Origin of the sequence: Sphingomonas paeninsulae (assembly GCF_003660165.1) — a bacterium.
Classification (GTDB): domain Bacteria; phylum Pseudomonadota; class Alphaproteobacteria; order Sphingomonadales; family Sphingomonadaceae; genus Sphingomonas_O; species Sphingomonas_O paeninsulae.
Genome location: NZ_CP032828.1, coordinates 312,018 through 329,367, shown reverse-complemented (window position 1 = coordinate 329,367; position 17,350 = coordinate 312,018). Strand labels below are relative to the sequence as shown.

Below are 17,350 nucleotides of genomic sequence, written 5' to 3'. Positions count from 1 at the left end.
TTAGGTCGGCTGCTCATGAACTTCGTTCAATTGCTGAGTTCGCTCGACGAACTCCTGTATGAGCTGATGAGCTGGCTCATCTTCTTTCCGATAACGCTGTGGCGCATCCTGCGGTATCCGCTGGCAACAATGCGATATGCAGAGGAGCAATTGCTGCTCGACGCCGATCAGCAATACCGTGGGACTGTCAGTCCTCCGATCATGCTGATCCTGACCGTCGCGCTCGTACAGGCGATCGGTATTGCGATCGACGGCGGAAGCGCGATCCTCAAGAGCCGGCATGGCCTTGCTGCGCTAGTGAACGACAATACGAGCCTGCTGCTGTTGCGGCTGCTGCTGTTCGGTACGTTTGCGCTGGTCCTGGCAGCTCGCAAGGTGCGGCGCAGCGGTGCCGGGCTGGACCGCGATACGCTCAAGCCTGCCTTTTACGCGCAATGCTACGCAATTTCGCCATTCACATTGCTGTTCAGCGCCGGCACCAGTGCAGCGACCCATCATTTTCCTGGCCTCCAGATCGCGGGGGTGTTTTCGGTGACGGCTGCCTTGCTGTTCTACGGCATTGTTCAGGTCCGCTGGTTCAGCCGCGAATTGAATCAGCCACTCATCCGCTCGTTCATCGACGCCTCGATCGGTATGGTCGAGAGCGTCGTAATCACAATCATGGTGGGACTTTTGTTCGTGTGATCGCGCTTTTGCACATCGTCGTCGCGACTGCGGCGCAGGCGCTTCCCGTCCCTCCGCCAGCCATTCAGTGGACGGCCGATTGTGCGCGACCGACCTATGCGACTGATATGTTGGTCTGCGGCGACCCCGAATTACGATCCATGGACCAAAACCTTGCAAGGATGCTCGAAAACAGAGGCGGCGACGAAACGCTAGCGCCATGGATTGAAGGTCAGGCCGACTGGTTCCGACGGAGCCGGATGTGTGCTTTCCAGGCAGATCACCGGGAATGCCTCACCGCGGCCTATAGTGAGCGTGCCTTGGTCCTGAGTTTGTTGACATCATTGCCACGGCCGCTGGGGCACTGTCGCCTTCAGGACGGCGGATCGTCTCAAGTGGCGGAGGTGCAAGGAGCCGCCATATTGACCAGTGAGGGGCGCACTATCGGTGTCGAGACGTCCGACACGGGGGCTTGGATGCCATTTCTGCGTTATGTGCGAAAAGGCCGCAGAGCAGTCTTTCGCGCACTCGATGGCAAGCAGCTCGCCGTTTGCCGGTTTGACAATCAAGAGGAGAAACAATGAGATTCGCGCGTCAGATTGTCCTATTTTCTTTCGCCGCACCCATCGCGATCACGTCGTGGGCTTCGGTCGCCAGCGCTCAGGGCGCGGTCGCTAGTTCGCCAACCGAGTTTGTCCGCATCGCCGATCGGTTGAAGCCGGGCGAATGGGTCTGGGCACCAGCCGTCGCGCCGAACGGTCAGGTTCTCGTCTATGTCGATCTCTCGCGGCAATTGGCGACGGTCTATCGGAACGGCATCCGGATTGGGGTCAGTACGGTCTCTTCCGGCAAGCCGGGCCACGAAACCCCGACGGGCGTATTTACAATCCTGCAGAAAGACGCGGCGCATCGATCGAGCACCTATAACAACGCGCCGATGCCGTTTCAGCAACGATTGACCTGGGACGGCGTCGCGCTGCATGCGGGCGGTCTGCCGGGCTATCCCGAGAGTCATGGCTGCGTGCATCTTCCTTACGGCTTCTCAAGGTCGCTTTTCACCATTACCTCGCTCGGTGCGACGGTCGTGATCAATGGCAATGCCGTCAATCACGTGCGGACTTCAGAGAACAGCTTGTTGTCGCCGTTCGACGGGAAGGGGCAGCCGCTTGCTCCTACCGAGCTTGGCGGCCGGCAATTCAGCTGGACACCCGAGCGCTCCCCTGTGGGTCCGATGACGGTCATCGTGTCGAAGTCGGATCGCCGAGTGGTCGTGCTCCGCGGCGGCGTGGAAATCGGCCGCAGCGTCGCCGAAGTCAACGACGACGATCCCGGCAGCCACGTCGTCACACTGGTCGATGGCCATGGTGGCTCTCCACGCTGGGTCTATCTCGGCCTGCCCGGACACGAGGCGGAAGAAGGAACCGAACTTGACGAAGCGGTGATCAACCGCCTGCGGCTCCCGCGCGGTTTTTACGATGCGGTTCGCGCCGCGCTGCGCCCCGGCACCACGATCCTCATCACGCAGTCGAGCGTCGGCACAAGTGCCGGCGAGCCGCTGACAATCATGGACGCTGTTGTCCCCCAACCTTAAGATACCGAAAAATAGCGATTCGAGATCGTAGGGAGACGAGCATGCTCTTTCGTGACAATTCGATAGCCCTCCTTGTCGGGGCCGTGACCGCCACCGTCATTTCTTCCGGTGTCGCGTGGGCGCAGTCCACCGGTCTTGAAGACATGGTCGGTGCGCGCGCGGGTCAGGCGGAGGGGGAACTGCAACGACGCGGCTATGTCTCGGTGCGCAGCGAGCCGGGCGACGATCGCAGCTATGCCTACTGGTGGAATGCCAGCAAACGCCAGTGCGTGACCATTTCGACGATGAACGGGCGCTACGATGCGATCACCGCGACCCCCGGCGCCGATTGCGGTCGTCAAGAAAACCGGCAGAGCCAGTTTCGAGACGGCGGAAATCGTCCTGCCGATAACGGCTATCGGCCTCCCGACATCGGTTATCGCGGCGGCAGCCAACCGCAGCGCCAGTCGCCGAGCTACGCCCAAGGCCCCGATCGCTATCAGTATAACGGACGCGACGTCGACCTTGGCCTCGTCTGCTTCGGCGACGGCCAGCGGCCGGGGTTTGCGACAACCTATGGCTGGTCCTGGAACAGCCGCACCAATCGCTATGACTATGGCAACCGGACCGAGATGACCGGGCAGCAATTCGATGCCTCCATCATGCTCCAGCTTTGGGCGAACGGAGGCCGGATCAAACTACCCAAGAAGCTGATCCCACCCATAAACAGCCGGGGTGATGGTGGCTGGTGGGACCTCTACGATGTTTCCGCAGGACCGGAAATCATCACCGCCAAATATCGGCTCAACGGTCTCAACAAGCCGCAGATCACGATCAACCGCCGGAGTGGGCAAATCAGCATCGTAGGAACTGCACCCTATGGCTTCCGCGGAAACTGCGACCTTGTCGACGGCCAGGATCACCGCCGGTTCTAATCGCATTTCCAACATGATGCCCATCACTTCGCCAGGCGATGTAGCATGATTTTCAGGTCCGGCCTTTCATTCGTTTGTTGATTTCGACTGAGAGTTGACCCGGGATTTCGGTTGAGAAGTGACCCGGTGGATATTGTCCCGCCATGCGGGGTTTGGGTCAAGCGGCTGATTTTTCCTTTCCTGTTTTGGTGGCGGCTCGGGCCCTGAACCTGAAGCTGTCATTGCCCGATTCAAGGATATGGCAGTGGTGGGTAAGCCGATCGAGAAGCGCGGTGGTCATCTTGGGATCGCCGAACACGCCCGCCCACTCGCTGAAGCTGAGGTTGGTGGTAATGATGACGCTGGTCTGCTCGTAGAGTTTGCTGAGCAGATGGAACAGCAATGCCCCTCCGGACGGACTGAACGGCAGGTAGCCCAGCTCGTCGAGGATGAGGAGGTCGAGGCGCAGCAATCGCTCGGCGAGCTGGCCTGCCCGGTTGGCCGCCTTTTCCTGCTCGAGTGCATTGACCAGGTCGACGGTGGCAAAGAAGCGGACCTTCTTGCGGTGATGCTCGACGGCCTGGATGCCCAGCGCAGTGGCGACGTGCGTCTTGCCGGTGCCAGGGCCGCCGATCAGAACGACATTGTCGGCACTATCGATAAACTCACCGCGATGCAGCTGGCGAACCATCGCCTCGTTGACCTCGCTGGAGGCAAAGTCGAAGCCTGCCAGATCCTTGTAGGCTGGGAACCGGGCCGCCTTGATCTGATAGGCGATCGATCGCACCTCGCGCTCGGCAACCTCGGCTTTGAGCAGTTGCGACAGGATCGGGACCGCGGCATCGAACGCGGGCGCACCCTGTTCGATCAGGTCACCGACGGCCTGGGCCATGCCATACATCTTGAGGCCGCGCAGCATGACCACGACGGCGGCACTGGCAGGATCATGACGCATGGCGGATTTCCTTGTCGCGCAGCGTATCGTAGCGCGCGACGTTGGCCCTGTTGCTCACGCTGGCGATCAGCCTTCCAGCACCGCACAAAATCAGCGACGCGCCCGTAAGCCCCGTCGAAACCGAGCACGACAAGGTCGGCGTGCATCTGCTTTGCTGTGCGCTTCTGTTTGCGCGACTTGCCGGCCTCGACCCGCAGCCATCCCGACAGCTTCTCGGCAAACGGGTCAAGCTTGTTCGGCCGGTTCGGAACCTTGAACCTGGGCTCTACCGCATCGCTGCGCAGATACTTGCGGATCGTATTACGCGACAGACCTGTCCGCCGCTCGATCTCCCGGATCGGCATCCCCTCACGGAAATGCCAACGACGGATCACACTCAATAATGCCATGTCGATCACTCCTGTATCCTCCGACCCAAGAGCCGGAGAAACGATCAAAACATGGGTCAATTCTCAGCCGAAATTTACGCCCCTCCCGGGTCAACTCTCAGTCGAAATCAACAACCGATATTGCAAACGCGTCGTTCAATCCCTATGAATGATATGTAGCTCAATCATTCAGGAGAATGGATATGGCAACCGCGGTATTGGCACGTGAAAACGACGAGAATCGCGTGCTGACTCAGGCAATCAGCAAAATCGCTGGCTGCTGGAAGCTGTCGAACGAGCAACTCGGCGCAATGCTGGGACTGTCTGCAGCCTCGGTATCACGGCTGCGCTCGGGTAGTTTTGAACTCGACCGTTCGAACAAGGCGTTCGAACTCGGCCAGTATCTGGTACGGCTGTTCCGTAGCCTCGATGCGCTGATGGGTAGTGATGATGATGCCGCTATGTCCTGGCTGCGCACCGCCAATCTCGACCTCGAGGGCCGCCCCATCGACCTGATCCGCTCGGTCAAAGGTCTCGGCGAGGTTACGAATTACGTCGATGACTATCGCGCCCGCGTCTGACACCGACCCGACGCCAGCCGACTTTCGCCCCTATCGCGGCAAGGTCTGGCGCCTGGTCGAGGCACAGCATCGTATTTCCACCAACAGGCTTGCGGCCAGCGCCGAAGAGCAGGCGTTGCTCGAAAGCCTCGTCGAGGATGTGAAGCCGACGCTACCGGTTGCGGCGCGGGGCTTGCATTATCTGTTGAGTACGCCGTTTCGTTATGGGCATTCGCGGGCGTCACGGTTTCGCCGCGCCAAGGAACGGCCAGGCATTTTCTATGGGTCCGAGCATGTCGAGACTGCGGTTGCGGAAACCGCTTATTGGCGCCTTCTGTTTTTCTCACGCTCGCCGGGGTTCGTACCGCCGAGCACGGTCGTCGAGCATTCAGCCTTTACCGTTCCAGTAGCCGTGGATCGCGCGCTCGATCTGACGTGCGCACCCTTCGATACTCAGGTGGCGCACTGGATGGACGCGAACGAGTATTCGGCGTGTCAGGAATTTGCTGCCAGCGCGCGAACCATCGACGCGCAGCTCATACGATATGCGTCCGTGCGCCAGCCCGATCATCACGCCAACATCGCGTTGCTAGATCCGAAAGGCTTTGCCGCGCTAACGCCGGCGATCAAACAGACGTGGCACTTTCGCTATGAGTCAGGTCGGATCACGGCGTTTGCCGCATTTCCGTCAAGCGCCCGCTATTCGTTCACCTTCGAGATATTCGGACTGTCGGCACCGTAGAAAATTAACGTCACTAGACTGCTACGGTATCCCGGCATCGCTTCGCAGCTGTGCCAGCCTTTCGAGTGAAACCTCCTCGACGATATCACGGAGCGTTCTCACGCAAGAGGAGATTGCCGCGAGGTCTTCAGCGCTAATCTCGTAGCTGTCTGAATATCTTGCCTCCACATAAGCGCGCTTCACCAATTCGAACCGTCTCCGGTCAGACCTCATCTCTCGCGGCCAAACGGCGATTAGCCTCGGCTCTTTGTCCTCCGCCAACGAACGCAGGAATTTAATGTTATGCGACGGTGGGAAATAATGTGTCTTTACCAAAAGAAAGCCAATGTAAGCGCGTTCTGCGGCTTGATGCAGTAGAAAGGCTGCATCTTTCCGCTCGCCTTCGGTGATCGCGAAAGTTGCCAGTTTTAGCGCGCTATCAATCTTCGCTAGCCAGTCACCGAAATAACTCTGTGCCATCTCGAGGGCATCTGCTGCGCTATGGGGCATCGGTGTGGTCAGCGCGCTGCCGGGCAACTCATAAAGCAAGATACCATCGCGGGCGATATCGACCCAGAAATACTCCCCCCGCCGCAGCGACTGGTTCACCTCTTCAAGTGTGTGCACGATAATGTTGACTGGTCGCGCGATCTCGCTGTCGCGCTGGATCTTATCCTCGGCGACATACCAGTAGTCGGCGATATCGGTCAGGTCCTTGTGGCTGACAATGACGAGCAGATCGAAATCAGACTGATAGCCATTTTCGGGCTCGTCGACCCAGTCGTCACGCGAATAACTGCCGAAGAGGATGATCTTGAGGATCTTGCCGTTCTTTTTCCACGGCTGAGTGGCACGTGAAATGGCTGATGTGAACTCGTCCATCAGCGTCCGCTTCGCCCGCTCCAGCTCGTTTTGCTGGCGCGGTGGCAAATGGTCTATGTCTGTGCGCACGTTTCGATTCTTGCGGTCCTCACGCAGAAGGGCAAGCTTTCATTACGGATAAAGTGTTTCGATTGGTCGCCGAGGTTCAATCATCAACTCTCAATTTGCGGATGACATCAACGCTGGCCGGCCCGGCGCATTGGCATCACGTCGATACGCTCGGACAGCATCTCACCGGTGAGCGGTTTAGAAGATCGAATGGCCTCATGGCCATCTTTGCCAATGAGAATGACTGCGAAACTGTTGATCGGCAAATGCCGGGTCCGCCGCAGCATTGATACATTGCCGCTCGCGCCATGAACCTGGTCGCCAATCACTTCTACGACAGTGACATCGCGATCTTCCGCCTCATGCTTCCAGCCGATCAGAACGTCCTGCTGCTCAATAACGCGGGCATCACTCGCTGCCAGAGCTGTCACTATGAGAACGCGCCGGTTCCTTCGCATCTGCTCGATCGTCGGGGCCGCCGCTGCCACGGTGGAGATAAGACCAAGGGCGACAATGATTGGCGTTGCTGTTCTCATCACTGTTGAACGAGACAAAAGCCGACAGGCTCCCCCATTGTCGTTCTTGGCTCGATGCACTTAACTTGGCTCGATGCACTTAAGTAGCACTTCATGCGATAGTCACTCCCCGTGCCTATCATGATGCCATGCGCCGACCGACACTGATTGAAATTGAGTTTACTGTGCTCGCCCTGCTCGTTGGCGGAGCGCTCATTCACGGCATTCTGACAGCGGTTATACGCTTGCGCTGATTACCGCGTGTCGGCATCCTCGTGCCGGTTCAATCGAGGGAGAGAATCCATGCGCATGTTTTTTGCCGCCGCTGCCACACTGGCACTGTTATCGACGCCGGTCCTTGCCGCACCTTGCAAAGACGCCAAGGGTAAATTCACGAAATGCCCGCCAAAGGCAGCTGGAAAACCGGTTCGCTGCAAGGCGGCCAACGGGAAGTTCGCCAAGTGCGGAACGCCCGGAGCGAAGCCTATCTGACGACAAACGAGCCTTATGGCCTTCGCCGACGCGCGCGAGGGCATGAAGCTTGCCAGCGGAAGATGGCCTGCAGTCGTATGGCCGATGCCAAATCATTGGGTCTGAGATGGCGAACATCAATCCTCGGAACTTAGAGCCGTATACCAGTCGGCATAAATCGTGTTCACTGCCATCCTGCGGTTGAGATCGGGCGCGCCGTCCGTCCACCGCACGGGTCCACGCTCACCAAGCGCGCGCTTGGCACAATCGACGTCCTTCCGCGCGAGGGCAACGGCTTCCGGGTTGCCGTCCTTGCCAGCAACCCCGACAGCGCGCCTCGCGGTCATGAGTTCGCCGACCAGTTCCAGACGACGCGCCTCGCTCAAAAGCGGCGAGCTTTTGCGCCAGAGCCCTCCCCGAACGACAAAATAGCGACCGTCAGGTGTCGTCGGATAGTCCGCCACGTCTCCCGTCAACCTGTGAACCGGCCTGCTGCCGATGCGTTCCCGGATGCCAGTCGGCCTCCCGAAAGTCAGCGCCCGTTCACGGCCTTCGGCTCATGTCTCGCACGGTAACTCAAGGACCATATCATGCCGATCCCAGCCCTCCTGCTCGCCGCACAGCCTGTTGTTTTCGCCTGCCGCCCGTCGCAGCTTCGCCTGTCGCTGAGCGGTCGCGATGGTGATTTCAACGGCATGTCACATGCGGGAACCGAGCTTTCGATCCTTAATCTGGGACCAGACTGCACGCTGCCTGCCTTGCCGACGATTGGCTTCCGCGACGTGCGCGGGCGCACCCTGCAAGCACTACGCCGTGCGCCGGTCGGCATGCACCCCGGCCCGGTGATGATGCCGGTCCGTCTGGCCGCTGGCCACCGGGCAACGGCGGATCTGCGCTGGGTTTCCGGGCCGGTTTATCCGCACAGCCACAGCATTCGCGCGGCGACGATCACCGTTAGGTTCAACGGGTCAACATTGCGTGCGCCCATCGCGGCGGTGCTCTATGGCGAAGCGGGAAAGCTAGTGCTGTTCAACCAGACCCCGCTGCGAGCGGTGGAAGGCATTGCAGCAGACTGAGTGTGTTGGATTAACCCGCCTTCGCCGTAACCTTGCGCAACGATATCTCGATCTCACCACCACAATAGGTTTCGCCATAGCGCGCGTCCGAATCCTCCTTCAGCGCTTTCAGCGACGGCACCTCCTGCAGCCGCCTCGACAGAGCCGCCGCTCGCGGTGCGGCTTCGTCGAGCATCGCGGCGATTGACGAAAACCGGCCAGACATCGTCGACCAAAGGGTGCTCGTCACGATGTCGGCGACACCGGCCTTTTCGGTGCCGAGTAAAAAGCCATCATCGTCTTTCAGGCCGTGTTGCACGCCTGTCGTTTCCCAAAACGCCATCCAGCGTTTGAGCCGTAGCACGAATGCGTCCCAACTCTCTGCGGTCCACATTTCCCGACCACCGTCGATCGTGATCTCGTCGATCACGTCATTGGCATCGTTGACGATCTTGGCGGTCATCGCACGGCTTGCGGCGTCGTCCGGAATGAGGCCGAGGGTTTCGCCCAGATACACCGCAATCGCCGGCATTTCAGAAAGCGCAAGGCCAGTCCGGTTATCGATCAGCACCGGCGGCCCCATGAAGGGCACCGGCTGATCCCGGGGTGCCGCCGTCATGAGTTTTTCGATCTCGCCCGCGTCATGCTCATCCCAGCTCTTACCGGCATAGGCCAGGATTGCCCGGATGAACTGCCCGCGAAACGGCACGGGCCAATAATAGAGATCATAATCCGCCACTGTCGGTCTCCGTAATTTCGTCGATAAGGGAACGGTCGGATCGTGAATGTGATCCCGCGAGCGTCAACTGCCCATGCGAAGGTCGTCGCTTCTGCATCCGCAAACCAAATTGATCATCGCGCGACTGGGATATCCGCCAGCCGGGTCGTCCAGGCGGGGTTCTTCTGGCTCCGCTTGGTGTCGTAAGCACGGTCCCCTTGCCCTTCAGCCGCTAGCCGCATCGTACCCCGACCATAGCGCTGGTTGAGTCCATCGAGGGCAAGCAGCAATTCGCCAGCCCGCGGATTGACAGCGGCAAACAGATCTGGCTGTGCTGCGCATGCAGCCCTTCGAGCATGACACCGCATTTCGTATAGACCGACCCGCGCACGAACATGGCATCCGCCATCTGCCCGGCGACCTGCGCGACAATTCGTGGATCGTCGGTCGCCGGTGATAGCCGCGCCGACCGCGACGCCGAAGGAGCGTTCGGCTTGAACTTGCTGCCATGAGCAAAGGCGATCAGCCGCGTCGCCAGCAGCCCCTGCGCCCTGATCTTTTCCACTGCACGCACCGCACGGCGCACCATCGCTTCGCGCAGCATGTCGCCGTCGGTGACGGGTTCACCAAAACAGCGCGTCACCGCTGTTCCTTTGAGCGGTGCCGCTTCGGGCGTGAAGTCGGTGCATTCAATGCCGTTGAGTTCGCGCACGAACCGCTCGAGTACGACAGTGCCGACATCGCGCGCCACCGCGGGCGGCCTCGCGGTCAGATCGGCGGCGGTCCTTACCCCGAGCGGTCGGAGCCGTCCCGCCATGGCGGGACCGATGCCCCAGACCTTTTTGGACGCCTTACCGCCGCGACGGGCCTGAACGTCAAAGTGTAATGACGCTCAGCGCCGACGAGTTCATTCTCGAATTCTTCAGCCATGCCGAGCGGGTAGCTACCGTTGTTCTCAGCGGCGGCGATGTACAGCTCGGCTTTGAGCTTGGGTGCATAGGTATACGGGTTGCCGGGTGCGTCGGTCGCAAGATTGCCACCATGGAAGCTGGCAACGGCTGCGAAGCGGTTCGGCCGGGCTTTCAGTCGAAGTGAACCGATCGACGTGATAAAAACAGTGTAGGAATTGAGGGTGAATGAAAGGCACCATGCCGCGTCGCTCGCTTCATTAGCTATCCGGCGAAATTGGCCAGCGTAAGTCATGCAACGGCCCGTCGGCAAAGCGTCCCATGTCTGCCATCCCTGACCGTGGTCTGCCTCTCAATTGCAGCCTGTCCGGTTTTGCATGGGTCAACAGCCTCGCAAAGTCTCTATCGAGTAGAGTCCATCGATTCGATGTATTATATTTCGTATGATCAATAAAGCGGTAATTCTGTGGTCGATTTTATTTCAGAAAGGGCAACCATCGAGTTGATTTCCTGTACGCCGGGCACTTGGGAAAGCGTATGAAAGAAGAAATTCTCGTAGGCTTGGATGTCCTTGGTGACAATCCTGAGCATGAAGTCGACCGTTCCCATCATAACGAAGCAATCAAGGACTTCGGGGAATTGGCGGATCGCATCGGAAAAATCTGATAAATGGGCTCTCCCATGTGCCGACAACTTAACCTGGGCGAAAATCTGGGTGTTCAGTCCCAGTTTTTTTCGGTCCAATATGCTGACTTGCGCCTTGATGACCCCGGTTTCCTTGAGCCGTTGAATACGGCGCCAACAGGGCGCTTGTGACAGACCGACCTCATCGGCGATCTGTGTCGTCGATTTAGATGAGTCCAGTTGCAAGAGGGCCAGGATCTTTCGATCGAGAGGATCCAACTCAATTAGCATTATATCTCCATCAAATCTAGTTATAGAACATAAATGAAGCTGTATTATGCCTAGTTCTCGCAAAACAAGCAATTTTTATCAGGTGTTCTCGTGATAATCCTTCGGCGAAGGAGTGAGCCAGCATGGACAAAAAGCTTTGGCGCGAACGCAAAGCGACAGCGGGGCGGCTTTCGGGGGCCTTTTCCCATGATGTTTTCAGGTTTTGGTTTGCAAGGCAGTCACGTTCCGATGTCTGTGCAGACTTGAAGCGGGGTGCGGCTATTCTGGGTCAGCCGCTTTGCGCCTCCGGTAAATACAGAGCAGCTTTCCGTGGCTGAGGGGCGGGCGGGGCTGCACGTTCCCGAGCCAGTTTCACGGCCTGGTTTTGAGTGGGACTTTTCGAGTGTCCCAATTCCGGCGGCCGGACTCGTGGATCGTCCGCCAACCAATGTCGCTGCCGATGAAATTCGTGATTTTCCATTCAAGCTCATTCGGGTTCTTGACGATGACGGACGGGCAGTCGGGTCATGGAACCCGGACTTGGCTGTCGAGACATTGATTGAAGGACTGCGGGCGATGATGCTGACGCGTGCATACGACAGCCGGATGGTGCGCATGCAGCGTCAGGGCAAAACGAGCTTCTACATGAAATCAACTGGGGAGGAGGCTGTCGCCGTGGCCGCCGCAATGGCGCTTGAACGCGGTGATATGTGTTTTCCAACCTATCGCCAGCAAGGGCTGCTTATCGCGCGCAACTGGCCGCTCGTCGACATGATGAACCAAGTCTATTCGAACAGTGGAGATCGGCTGAAAGGGCGGCAGATGCCGGTTTTTTATTCCAGCCGAGAGGCTGGTTTCTTTTCAATTTCGGGAAATCTCGGAACGCAATATGTTCAGGCAGTCGGCTGGGCGATGGCATCTGCTTCGGATGGCGACCGTCGCATCGCGGCGGCCTGGATTGGTGAGGGTGCCACGGCCGAGGGCGATTTTCACTACGCACTGACGTTTGCCAGCATTTACCAGGCACCTGTCATTCTAAACATTGTCAATAATCAGTGGGCTATCTCATCTTTTTCAGGCGTGGCTGGGGGCGAGCGCACAACCTTTGCCGCGCGCGGACTGGGGTATGGAATTCCCGCGCTTCGCGTCGATGGCAATGATTTTCTTGCGGTCTTCGCAGTAACATCCTGGGCAGCCGAGCGGGCGCGACGTGGCGGCGGCCCGACGGTTATTGAACACTTTACCTATCGTGCAGAAGGGCACTCGACGTCCGATGACCCAGGCAAGTACAGGCCGCGCGATGAGGCCGCAGGATGGCCACTGGGTGATCCGATCAGTCGGCTCAAAGCGCATCTTATCAATGGCGGGCAATGGTCCGAAGTCGAGCACCTTGCGATGCAGAAAGCGGCCGAGGCAACCGTCCGCGAGGCCGACAAGGAAGCCGAAAGTTACGGTACGTTAACGGGGGGCGGCCGCCCCGATCCCTCAACGATGTTTGATGATGTTTACAAGGAAATGCCTGAAAACCTCCGCGCGCAACGCGCACAGGCAATGCTGTGAAGCGTCAGATGAACATGATCCAGGCCATTAATGACGCGATGGATGTCGCGTTGAGTGCTGATCCCTCGGTGGTAATCTTCGGACAGGATGTCGGCTATTTCGGGGGCGTTTTTCGCGCAACAGATGGGCTTCAGCGCAAGCACGGTCTTACGCGGGTTTTTGACGCACCGATTGCCGAGGGCGGCATTGTCGGCGTTGCGGTGGGTATGGGAGCCTATGGCAAGCGCCCCGTCGTCGAGATCCAGTTCGCCGATTATATCTACCCCGCAACCGATCAGCTGATTTCGGAGGCCGCGCGACTGCGCTATCGTACCGGGGAGAATGGTGGTCACCGATGACCGTCCGCGCACCCTATGGTGGTGGTATCTACGGCGGTCAGACTCACAGCCAAAGTCCCGAAGGTATTTTCACGCACGTCGCAGGATTGAAGACGGTTATTCCATCCAATCCCTATGATGCCAAGGGTCTGTTGATCGCAGCAATCGAAGATGATGATCCGGTGCTCTTTTTCGAGCCTAAGCGTCTCTACAATGGCCCCTTTGCCGGATACCATGATCGACCGGTGGACACTTGGAATAGCCATCCGGACAGCGAGGTTCCCGAAGGGCATTATCGTGTCGAGCTCGGCAAGGCCAAGACAGTGCGTTGCGGAGAAGCCGTTACGGTTTTGGCTTATGGCACCATGGTTCACGTGGCATTGGCGGCAGCACGTGATGCGAGCGTTGATGCTGAGATCATCGACCTTCGCACGTTGATGCCGCTCGATCTTGAAGCGATTTGCGCTTCGGTCCGCAAAACAGGGCGCTGCGTTATCGTGCACGAAGCGACCAAGACCTGCGGGTTTGGCGCGGAACTGGTCGCGCTGGTCCAGGAGCATTGTTTTTATGCTTTGGAAGCGCCGATTGAGCGGGTGACGGGTTGGGACACCCCCTATCCCCACGCTTTCGAATGGGAATATTTTCCGGGGCCGGCGCGCGTGGTTGCCGCCCTGAACCGTGTGATGGGAAACTGATGGCGCGTTTTACATTCCGTTTGCCCGATATTGGCGAAGGCATAGCCGAGGCAGAGATCGTTGCATGGCACGTGAAGGTCGGCGACCGCGTCGAGGAAGATGCCGGGCTTGCCGATATGATGACGGACAAGGCGACGGTCGAGATGGAGTCACCGGTTTCGGGTGTGGTCGTCGAGGTTGCGGGCGAAGTGGGCGACCTGATCCCGATCGGCTCGGCACTGGTGGTGATCGAGGTCGATGATGATGGCAGCGAGGCGCCGGTTGAAGATCCGGTCAATGCCGAGACCTCGCAACCGGTCGCTGTCGTTGAGGTGCCAAAAGCCGAAGCCGTAGTCCAACCCGCAGCCGTTGCCGTCGCAACGGAGGCGGCCCCCATCGAGGTTCCGGTTGCTCCCCGTGCCACCGAACATGATGCGGTGCTGGCCTCGCCTGCCGTTCGCGCGCGGGCAAAAGACCTTGGCGTCGATCTGGCTCAGGTAAAGGCTCGTGAAGGCGGTCGGATCAGGCACAGCGATCTCGACGCTTATCTGAGTTATACTCAGGGCTATCGCGCCGGTAACGCCGCGCCACGTGCCGATCAGCCGATCAAGATCATCGGTATGCGCCGCCGCATTGCGGAGAACATGGCCGCGTCAAAACGCCATATCCCTCACTTCACCTATGTCGACGAATTCGATGTGACCGCACTGGAAGCAATGCGCGGTGATCTGAATGCCAATCGCGGGAACCGGCCAAAATTGACGATGCTGCCCCTGCTGATCGTTGCGATCTGCAAGGCGATCCCCGAATTTCCGATGATCAACGCACGTTATGATGACGAGGCGGGTGTCGTGACGCGCTACGGCGCTGTCCATCTCGGCATGGCGACGCAGACCGATGCGGGACTAATGGTTCCGGTTATCGGAAATGCAGAGAGCATGAACGTCTGGCAACTGGCAGCAGAGATTGTTCGGCTGGCCGAAGCCGCGCGTTTGGGCAAGGCAAAGTCGGAGGAACTTTCCGGCTCGACGCTGACCGTGACTTCGCTCGGCCCACTTGGCGGCATCGTAACCACTCCGGTCATCAACCGGCCCGAAGTCGCTATCGTGGGCCCCAACAAGATCGTTGAGCGCCCCGTCATGCGCGACGGCGAAATCGCCATTGCCAAGCTGATGAACCTTTCGATCAGTTGCGACCACCGTGTCGTCGATGGCTGGGATGCCGCAAGCTTCGTCCAGGCTGTCCGCAAATTCGTCGAAACACCTGTTTTGCTGTTCGGGGACTAGAATTGGTTGGAGGCCCCAACGACCTTAGTCAGCCAGCGTCAACGTAACGCGGCTGACCAAGACATTCTGTTGCATCTTCTCTGAAATGACCTCGGCTTGAAATCGTGACAATGCGTCGGTCACGATCAGGACGGTCATCTCGTCACCATTGATGCGTGCTGAAACCTGCGACGTGAGCAGATCGCGCTGAGCGAAATATTCGAGCAAACGTGGCAGGATCTGGGCGTCGGCTGATGCCCAGATGTTGAAAAAGGCCGCCACCTCAAGCTGCTACCTTTGCTCCTTCTGTGATAATCTGCTGCGCCAGCCGGTCTGCCACAACGTTCACCGGGAGATGCTCGCGGGACGCCTGGTCAAGGACGGTACGGAGCCTTGACCCAATGCGATGGACACGCTCCCTCACTTGATCGGTGGTTTCGCCGAGATACTCGGCTGCAACATTGATGATGCCACCGGCATTTACGACGTAGTCAGGGGCGTAAGTGATCCCCCGGGCAAGCAGAGCTTCACCATCTGCGGGCGTCGCAAGTTGGTTATTGGCGCCGCCGCAGATCACCCTCGCTTTGAGCATGGGAATCGTGCGCTCATTGAGCGCGCCACCAAGCGCACACGGAGCAAAGACATCGGCCTGGACACCGGCAATTTCGCTCACATCGACGATAGTTGCACCATGAGTGGCAGCAAGCACATCGCGCCGACCCGGCGTGACATCGGCGATGATCAACTTTGCGCCAGCTTGCGCCAACAGCGAACATAACCCTCCACCGACGTTACCCGTGCCCTGCACGGCGATTGTGAGATCGCTGAGATCGGCATCAAGTGCGAACCGTGCTGCAACCTTCATCGATTCAAAGACGCCAAGCGCAGTCCAGGGTGAGGGGTCACCGCCTGCCTTGCCGGGTTGGGGGGCCAGGCCGGCCACGTATCGGGTGTGACGGCGGATGGCTTTCATGTCGTCGATCGTTGTCCCGACGTCTTCCGCAGTGACGTAAGCACCGCCAAGGTCCTCGACGGCTTCGGCAAAAATCCGGAAAATTGTGGCCCGATCAAAATCGCCTTTCGGGCGCTGTAGTACTGCCTTGCCACCACCAAACGGCAAATCTGCCATGGCGTTTTTGTAGCTCATCCCGCGCGCAAGTCGAACGGCATCCTGCACCATGTCCACGTCGTTTTCATAATGCCAAAACCGACAGCCTCCGGCCGCTGGTCCCAGTACCGTGGAGTGAATCGCGATAATTCCGCGAACCCCAGTTTCGGGATCGTTGATGACATGCTGCCGCTCTGGAAAATCTGAACCGTAAGAGCTTCGAACCATGTGCCGCTCTCCTTTCGGAATAATATTAACACCCATAAACGTGATAAAAACTGCCAACTTACCTTAGAATGATGAAGTTGGAGCATCATATTTGCAGGAATCTCCCTATAAGAAGAGGATCTATGCGATCACGTTAAGCACGGTGCTTTCTGTCGCTGGACTCAACCGACTCTGAATCTCACGCGGGCTGCATCGACAGCAGATAAAGTTAGCATTGCGATCTGCTGAATTGCCGGCATTTTCCTTCGAGCCCAGGGTTCAAGGTGTTGTATCGCTTCGTCGCCAGTTTTTGTTAGCTGCTGCCGATCTCGTAACCATAACATGATGGCGGCTGTGAGTTAGATGTTTCCGAGGAAGCGGGCGGCAAACTAATCTTAGTCGAGTGGCAAGACGTCAGCAGTCCTTCACGCGGCAGAACATTCGCTCGATGGCGCTGCGACCCTTGTAGGGGCTTTGCTGAAGCAGCATATTCAACGTTGATCGTTTTTCGGCGGGTTGTTGGGAACGGTACCCTCTTCTTCGATTAGATCGCGGATGCTATTGGTGTTGTAGGCATGGTCGGCATGCACGATGCACCGTCTGGGCAAGGTGGTTAGCAGAGGCTCGGCTATGCGGCAGTCTGCGGCTGCCCGCGCGTCAACAGGGAGGCGAGAGGACGACCAAGTCGATCCGTGATGGCGTGGACTTGGTATTGCGACCGCGCCAGTTGCTGCCGATAGCCTGGAACAACGCTCCCCTTTTCGCCCGCTGCGCGTTGACGCGCGTGCGGTCGATTAGGGTCGCGTTTGGTGGGCCACCTTCTGCGGCCAGCGCTTCGAACACGGCACGCCAGATCGCCTCGGACAGTCCGAACGTAAAAGAAGTAGGGAATATTCAAACGCCATTTGTGGGAGAGCACTTCACCGCCAGCGACAGCAGGGGACTCCCCGTACTCCTTTTCGTTTAATACCCTCTTT

Annotated in this window: 22 protein-coding genes and 2 pseudogenes; 11 read left to right on the top strand and 13 right to left on the bottom strand. The window is 58.6% G+C overall.

From position 1 onward, the window contains the following. Positions 1–15: 15 nt before the first annotated feature. The 4 genes from D3Y57_RS02750 to D3Y57_RS02735 are packed head-to-tail and all read left to right on the top strand — an operon-like array spanning position 16 to position 3,168. The gene (locus D3Y57_RS02750; protein WP_121151128.1) at positions 16–684 is read left to right on the top strand and encodes a hypothetical protein; all 669 of its coding nucleotides are present in this window, start codon (positions 16–18) and stop codon (positions 682–684) included. Continuing rightward, positions 681–1,247: a lysozyme inhibitor LprI family protein gene (locus D3Y57_RS02745; protein ID WP_121151126.1), complete on the top strand. Its 567-nt coding sequence runs from the start codon at positions 681–683 to the stop codon at positions 1,245–1,247. Before D3Y57_RS02750 ends, D3Y57_RS02745 begins: the two co-directional genes overlap by 4 nt. Further along, the gene (locus tag D3Y57_RS02740; RefSeq protein ID WP_121151124.1) at positions 1,244–2,254 is read left to right on the top strand and encodes a L,D-transpeptidase family protein; all 1,011 of its coding nucleotides are present in this window, start codon (positions 1,244–1,246) and stop codon (positions 2,252–2,254) included. Before D3Y57_RS02745 ends, D3Y57_RS02740 begins: the two co-directional genes overlap by 4 nt. Before the next feature lie 41 nt (positions 2,255–2,295). Further along, a complete protein-coding gene (locus D3Y57_RS02735; protein ID WP_239025802.1) occupies positions 2,296–3,168 on the top strand; it encodes a hypothetical protein in 873 nt (290 codons plus the stop codon). A gap of 157 nt (positions 3,169–3,325) precedes the next feature. Here the strand turns inward: D3Y57_RS02735 and istB are convergent, their stop codons facing one another. Together istB and D3Y57_RS02725 are read right to left on the bottom strand one after the other, a co-directional pair. Beyond that, complete coding sequence (istB, locus tag D3Y57_RS02730) at positions 3,326–4,102, bottom strand: IS21-like element helper ATPase IstB (protein ID WP_121151122.1); 777 nt, start codon at positions 4,100–4,102, stop codon at positions 3,326–3,328. Positions 4,103–4,137: 35 nt separating this feature from the next. Then, a pseudogene (locus D3Y57_RS02725) lies at positions 4,138–4,491 on the bottom strand (IS21 family transposase); the annotation flags it as partial. Between the two features lie 182 nt (positions 4,492–4,673). Between D3Y57_RS02725 and D3Y57_RS02720 the strand changes: the two are divergent. Then, positions 4,674–5,051 (top strand): MbcA/ParS/Xre antitoxin family protein, encoded by a 378-nt coding sequence (locus D3Y57_RS02720; RefSeq protein WP_121152084.1) that lies wholly within the window; start codon positions 4,674–4,676, stop codon positions 5,049–5,051. After that, positions 5,029–5,772 carry an RES family NAD+ phosphorylase gene (locus D3Y57_RS02715; RefSeq protein ID WP_121151120.1) on the top strand — a complete coding sequence of 248 codons (744 nt, stop codon included), beginning with the start codon at positions 5,029–5,031 and terminating at the stop codon, positions 5,770–5,772. Before D3Y57_RS02720 ends, D3Y57_RS02715 begins: the two co-directional genes overlap by 23 nt. Positions 5,773–5,793: 21 nt before the next feature. Here D3Y57_RS02715 and D3Y57_RS02710 read toward each other — a convergent pair whose 3' ends face one another. Both D3Y57_RS02710 and D3Y57_RS02705 read right to left on the bottom strand, forming a co-directional pair. Next, positions 5,794–6,702 carry a HEPN domain-containing protein gene (locus D3Y57_RS02710; protein WP_121151118.1) on the bottom strand — a complete coding sequence of 303 codons (909 nt, stop codon included), beginning with the start codon at positions 6,700–6,702 and terminating at the stop codon, positions 5,794–5,796. Positions 6,703–6,809: 107 nt separating this feature from the next. Continuing rightward, positions 6,810–7,217, bottom strand: a complete 408-nt coding sequence (locus tag D3Y57_RS02705; protein ID WP_121151116.1) for a DUF4174 domain-containing protein — start codon at positions 7,215–7,217, stop codon at positions 6,810–6,812. Between the two features lie 288 nt (positions 7,218–7,505). Here D3Y57_RS02705 and D3Y57_RS02700 point away from each other — a divergent pair, with 288 nt between their 5' ends. Further along, positions 7,506–7,688 carry a hypothetical protein gene (locus tag D3Y57_RS02700; RefSeq protein ID WP_239025815.1) on the top strand — a complete coding sequence of 61 codons (183 nt, stop codon included), beginning with the start codon at positions 7,506–7,508 and terminating at the stop codon, positions 7,686–7,688. A 116-nt stretch (positions 7,689–7,804) separates the two neighbouring features. Here D3Y57_RS02700 and D3Y57_RS02695 read toward each other — a convergent pair whose 3' ends face one another. Continuing rightward, on the bottom strand, positions 7,805–8,131 hold the full coding sequence (locus D3Y57_RS02695; protein ID WP_121151112.1) for a hypothetical protein: 327 nt from the start codon (positions 8,129–8,131) through the stop codon (positions 7,805–7,807). Between the two features lie 126 nt (positions 8,132–8,257). Between D3Y57_RS02695 and D3Y57_RS02690 the strand changes: the two genes are divergently transcribed. Next, positions 8,258–8,743 (top strand): DUF4232 domain-containing protein, encoded by a 486-nt coding sequence (locus D3Y57_RS02690; protein ID WP_121151110.1) that lies wholly within the window; start codon positions 8,258–8,260, stop codon positions 8,741–8,743. A 10-nt stretch (positions 8,744–8,753) separates the two neighbouring features. Here D3Y57_RS02690 and gst read toward each other — a convergent pair whose 3' ends face one another. From gst to D3Y57_RS02670, 5 genes are all read right to left on the bottom strand, one after another. Beyond that, a complete protein-coding gene (gene gst, locus D3Y57_RS02685; protein WP_121151108.1) occupies positions 8,754–9,461 on the bottom strand; it encodes a glutathione transferase, Atu5508 family in 708 nt (235 codons plus the stop codon). 113 nt (positions 9,462–9,574) lie between these two features. Beyond that, positions 9,575–9,682: a DUF4113 domain-containing protein gene (locus D3Y57_RS21720; protein WP_488349814.1), complete on the bottom strand. Its 108-nt coding sequence runs from the start codon at positions 9,680–9,682 to the stop codon at positions 9,575–9,577. After that, the gene (locus tag D3Y57_RS02680) at positions 9,673–10,257 is read right to left on the bottom strand and encodes a DinB/UmuC family translesion DNA polymerase (RefSeq protein WP_488349813.1); all 585 of its coding nucleotides are present in this window, start codon (positions 10,255–10,257) and stop codon (positions 9,673–9,675) included. The genes D3Y57_RS21720 and D3Y57_RS02680 overlap by 10 nt, the downstream gene beginning before the upstream one ends. Next, positions 10,227–10,643, bottom strand: coding sequence for a dienelactone hydrolase family protein (locus D3Y57_RS21275; RefSeq protein ID WP_347400376.1), 417 nt, complete (start codon positions 10,641–10,643; stop codon positions 10,227–10,229). Before D3Y57_RS21275 ends, D3Y57_RS02680 begins: the two co-directional genes overlap by 31 nt. A gap of 152 nt (positions 10,644–10,795) precedes the next feature. Continuing rightward, positions 10,796–11,263, bottom strand: a complete 468-nt coding sequence (locus D3Y57_RS02670; RefSeq protein ID WP_121151106.1) for an Lrp/AsnC family transcriptional regulator — start codon at positions 11,261–11,263, stop codon at positions 10,796–10,798. 309 nt (positions 11,264–11,572) lie between these two features. On the opposite strand from D3Y57_RS02670, the gene D3Y57_RS02665 reads away from it, so the two are divergent. From D3Y57_RS02665 to D3Y57_RS02655, 3 genes and pseudogenes are all read left to right on the top strand, one after another. Beyond that, positions 11,573–12,802, top strand: a complete 1,230-nt coding sequence (locus D3Y57_RS02665) for a thiamine pyrophosphate-dependent enzyme (RefSeq protein ID WP_121151103.1) — start codon at positions 11,573–11,575, stop codon at positions 12,800–12,802. 8 nt (positions 12,803–12,810) lie between these two features. Then, positions 12,811–13,814 (top strand): annotated as a pseudogene (locus D3Y57_RS02660) (alpha-ketoacid dehydrogenase subunit beta). After that, complete coding sequence (locus tag D3Y57_RS02655) at positions 13,814–15,079, top strand: dihydrolipoamide acetyltransferase family protein (protein ID WP_121151101.1); 1,266 nt, start codon at positions 13,814–13,816, stop codon at positions 15,077–15,079. Before D3Y57_RS02660 ends, D3Y57_RS02655 begins: the two are co-directional and overlap by 1 nt. Positions 15,080–15,103: 24 nt before the next feature. Here D3Y57_RS02655 and D3Y57_RS02650 read toward each other — a convergent pair whose 3' ends face one another. The 3 genes from D3Y57_RS02650 to D3Y57_RS02640 form a co-directional block, all read right to left on the bottom strand. Then, the gene (locus D3Y57_RS02650; protein WP_121151099.1) at positions 15,104–15,340 is read right to left on the bottom strand and encodes a hypothetical protein; all 237 of its coding nucleotides are present in this window, start codon (positions 15,338–15,340) and stop codon (positions 15,104–15,106) included. 1 nt (position 15,341) lies between these two features. Further along, entirely contained in the window at positions 15,342–16,394 is a 1,053-nt protein-coding gene (locus D3Y57_RS02645) for a Leu/Phe/Val dehydrogenase (protein ID WP_121151097.1), read from the bottom strand. Between the two features lie 636 nt (positions 16,395–17,030). Then, entirely contained in the window at positions 17,031–17,216 is a 186-nt protein-coding gene (locus tag D3Y57_RS02640) for a hypothetical protein (RefSeq protein ID WP_121151095.1), read from the bottom strand. Positions 17,217–17,350 lie beyond the last annotated feature (134 nt).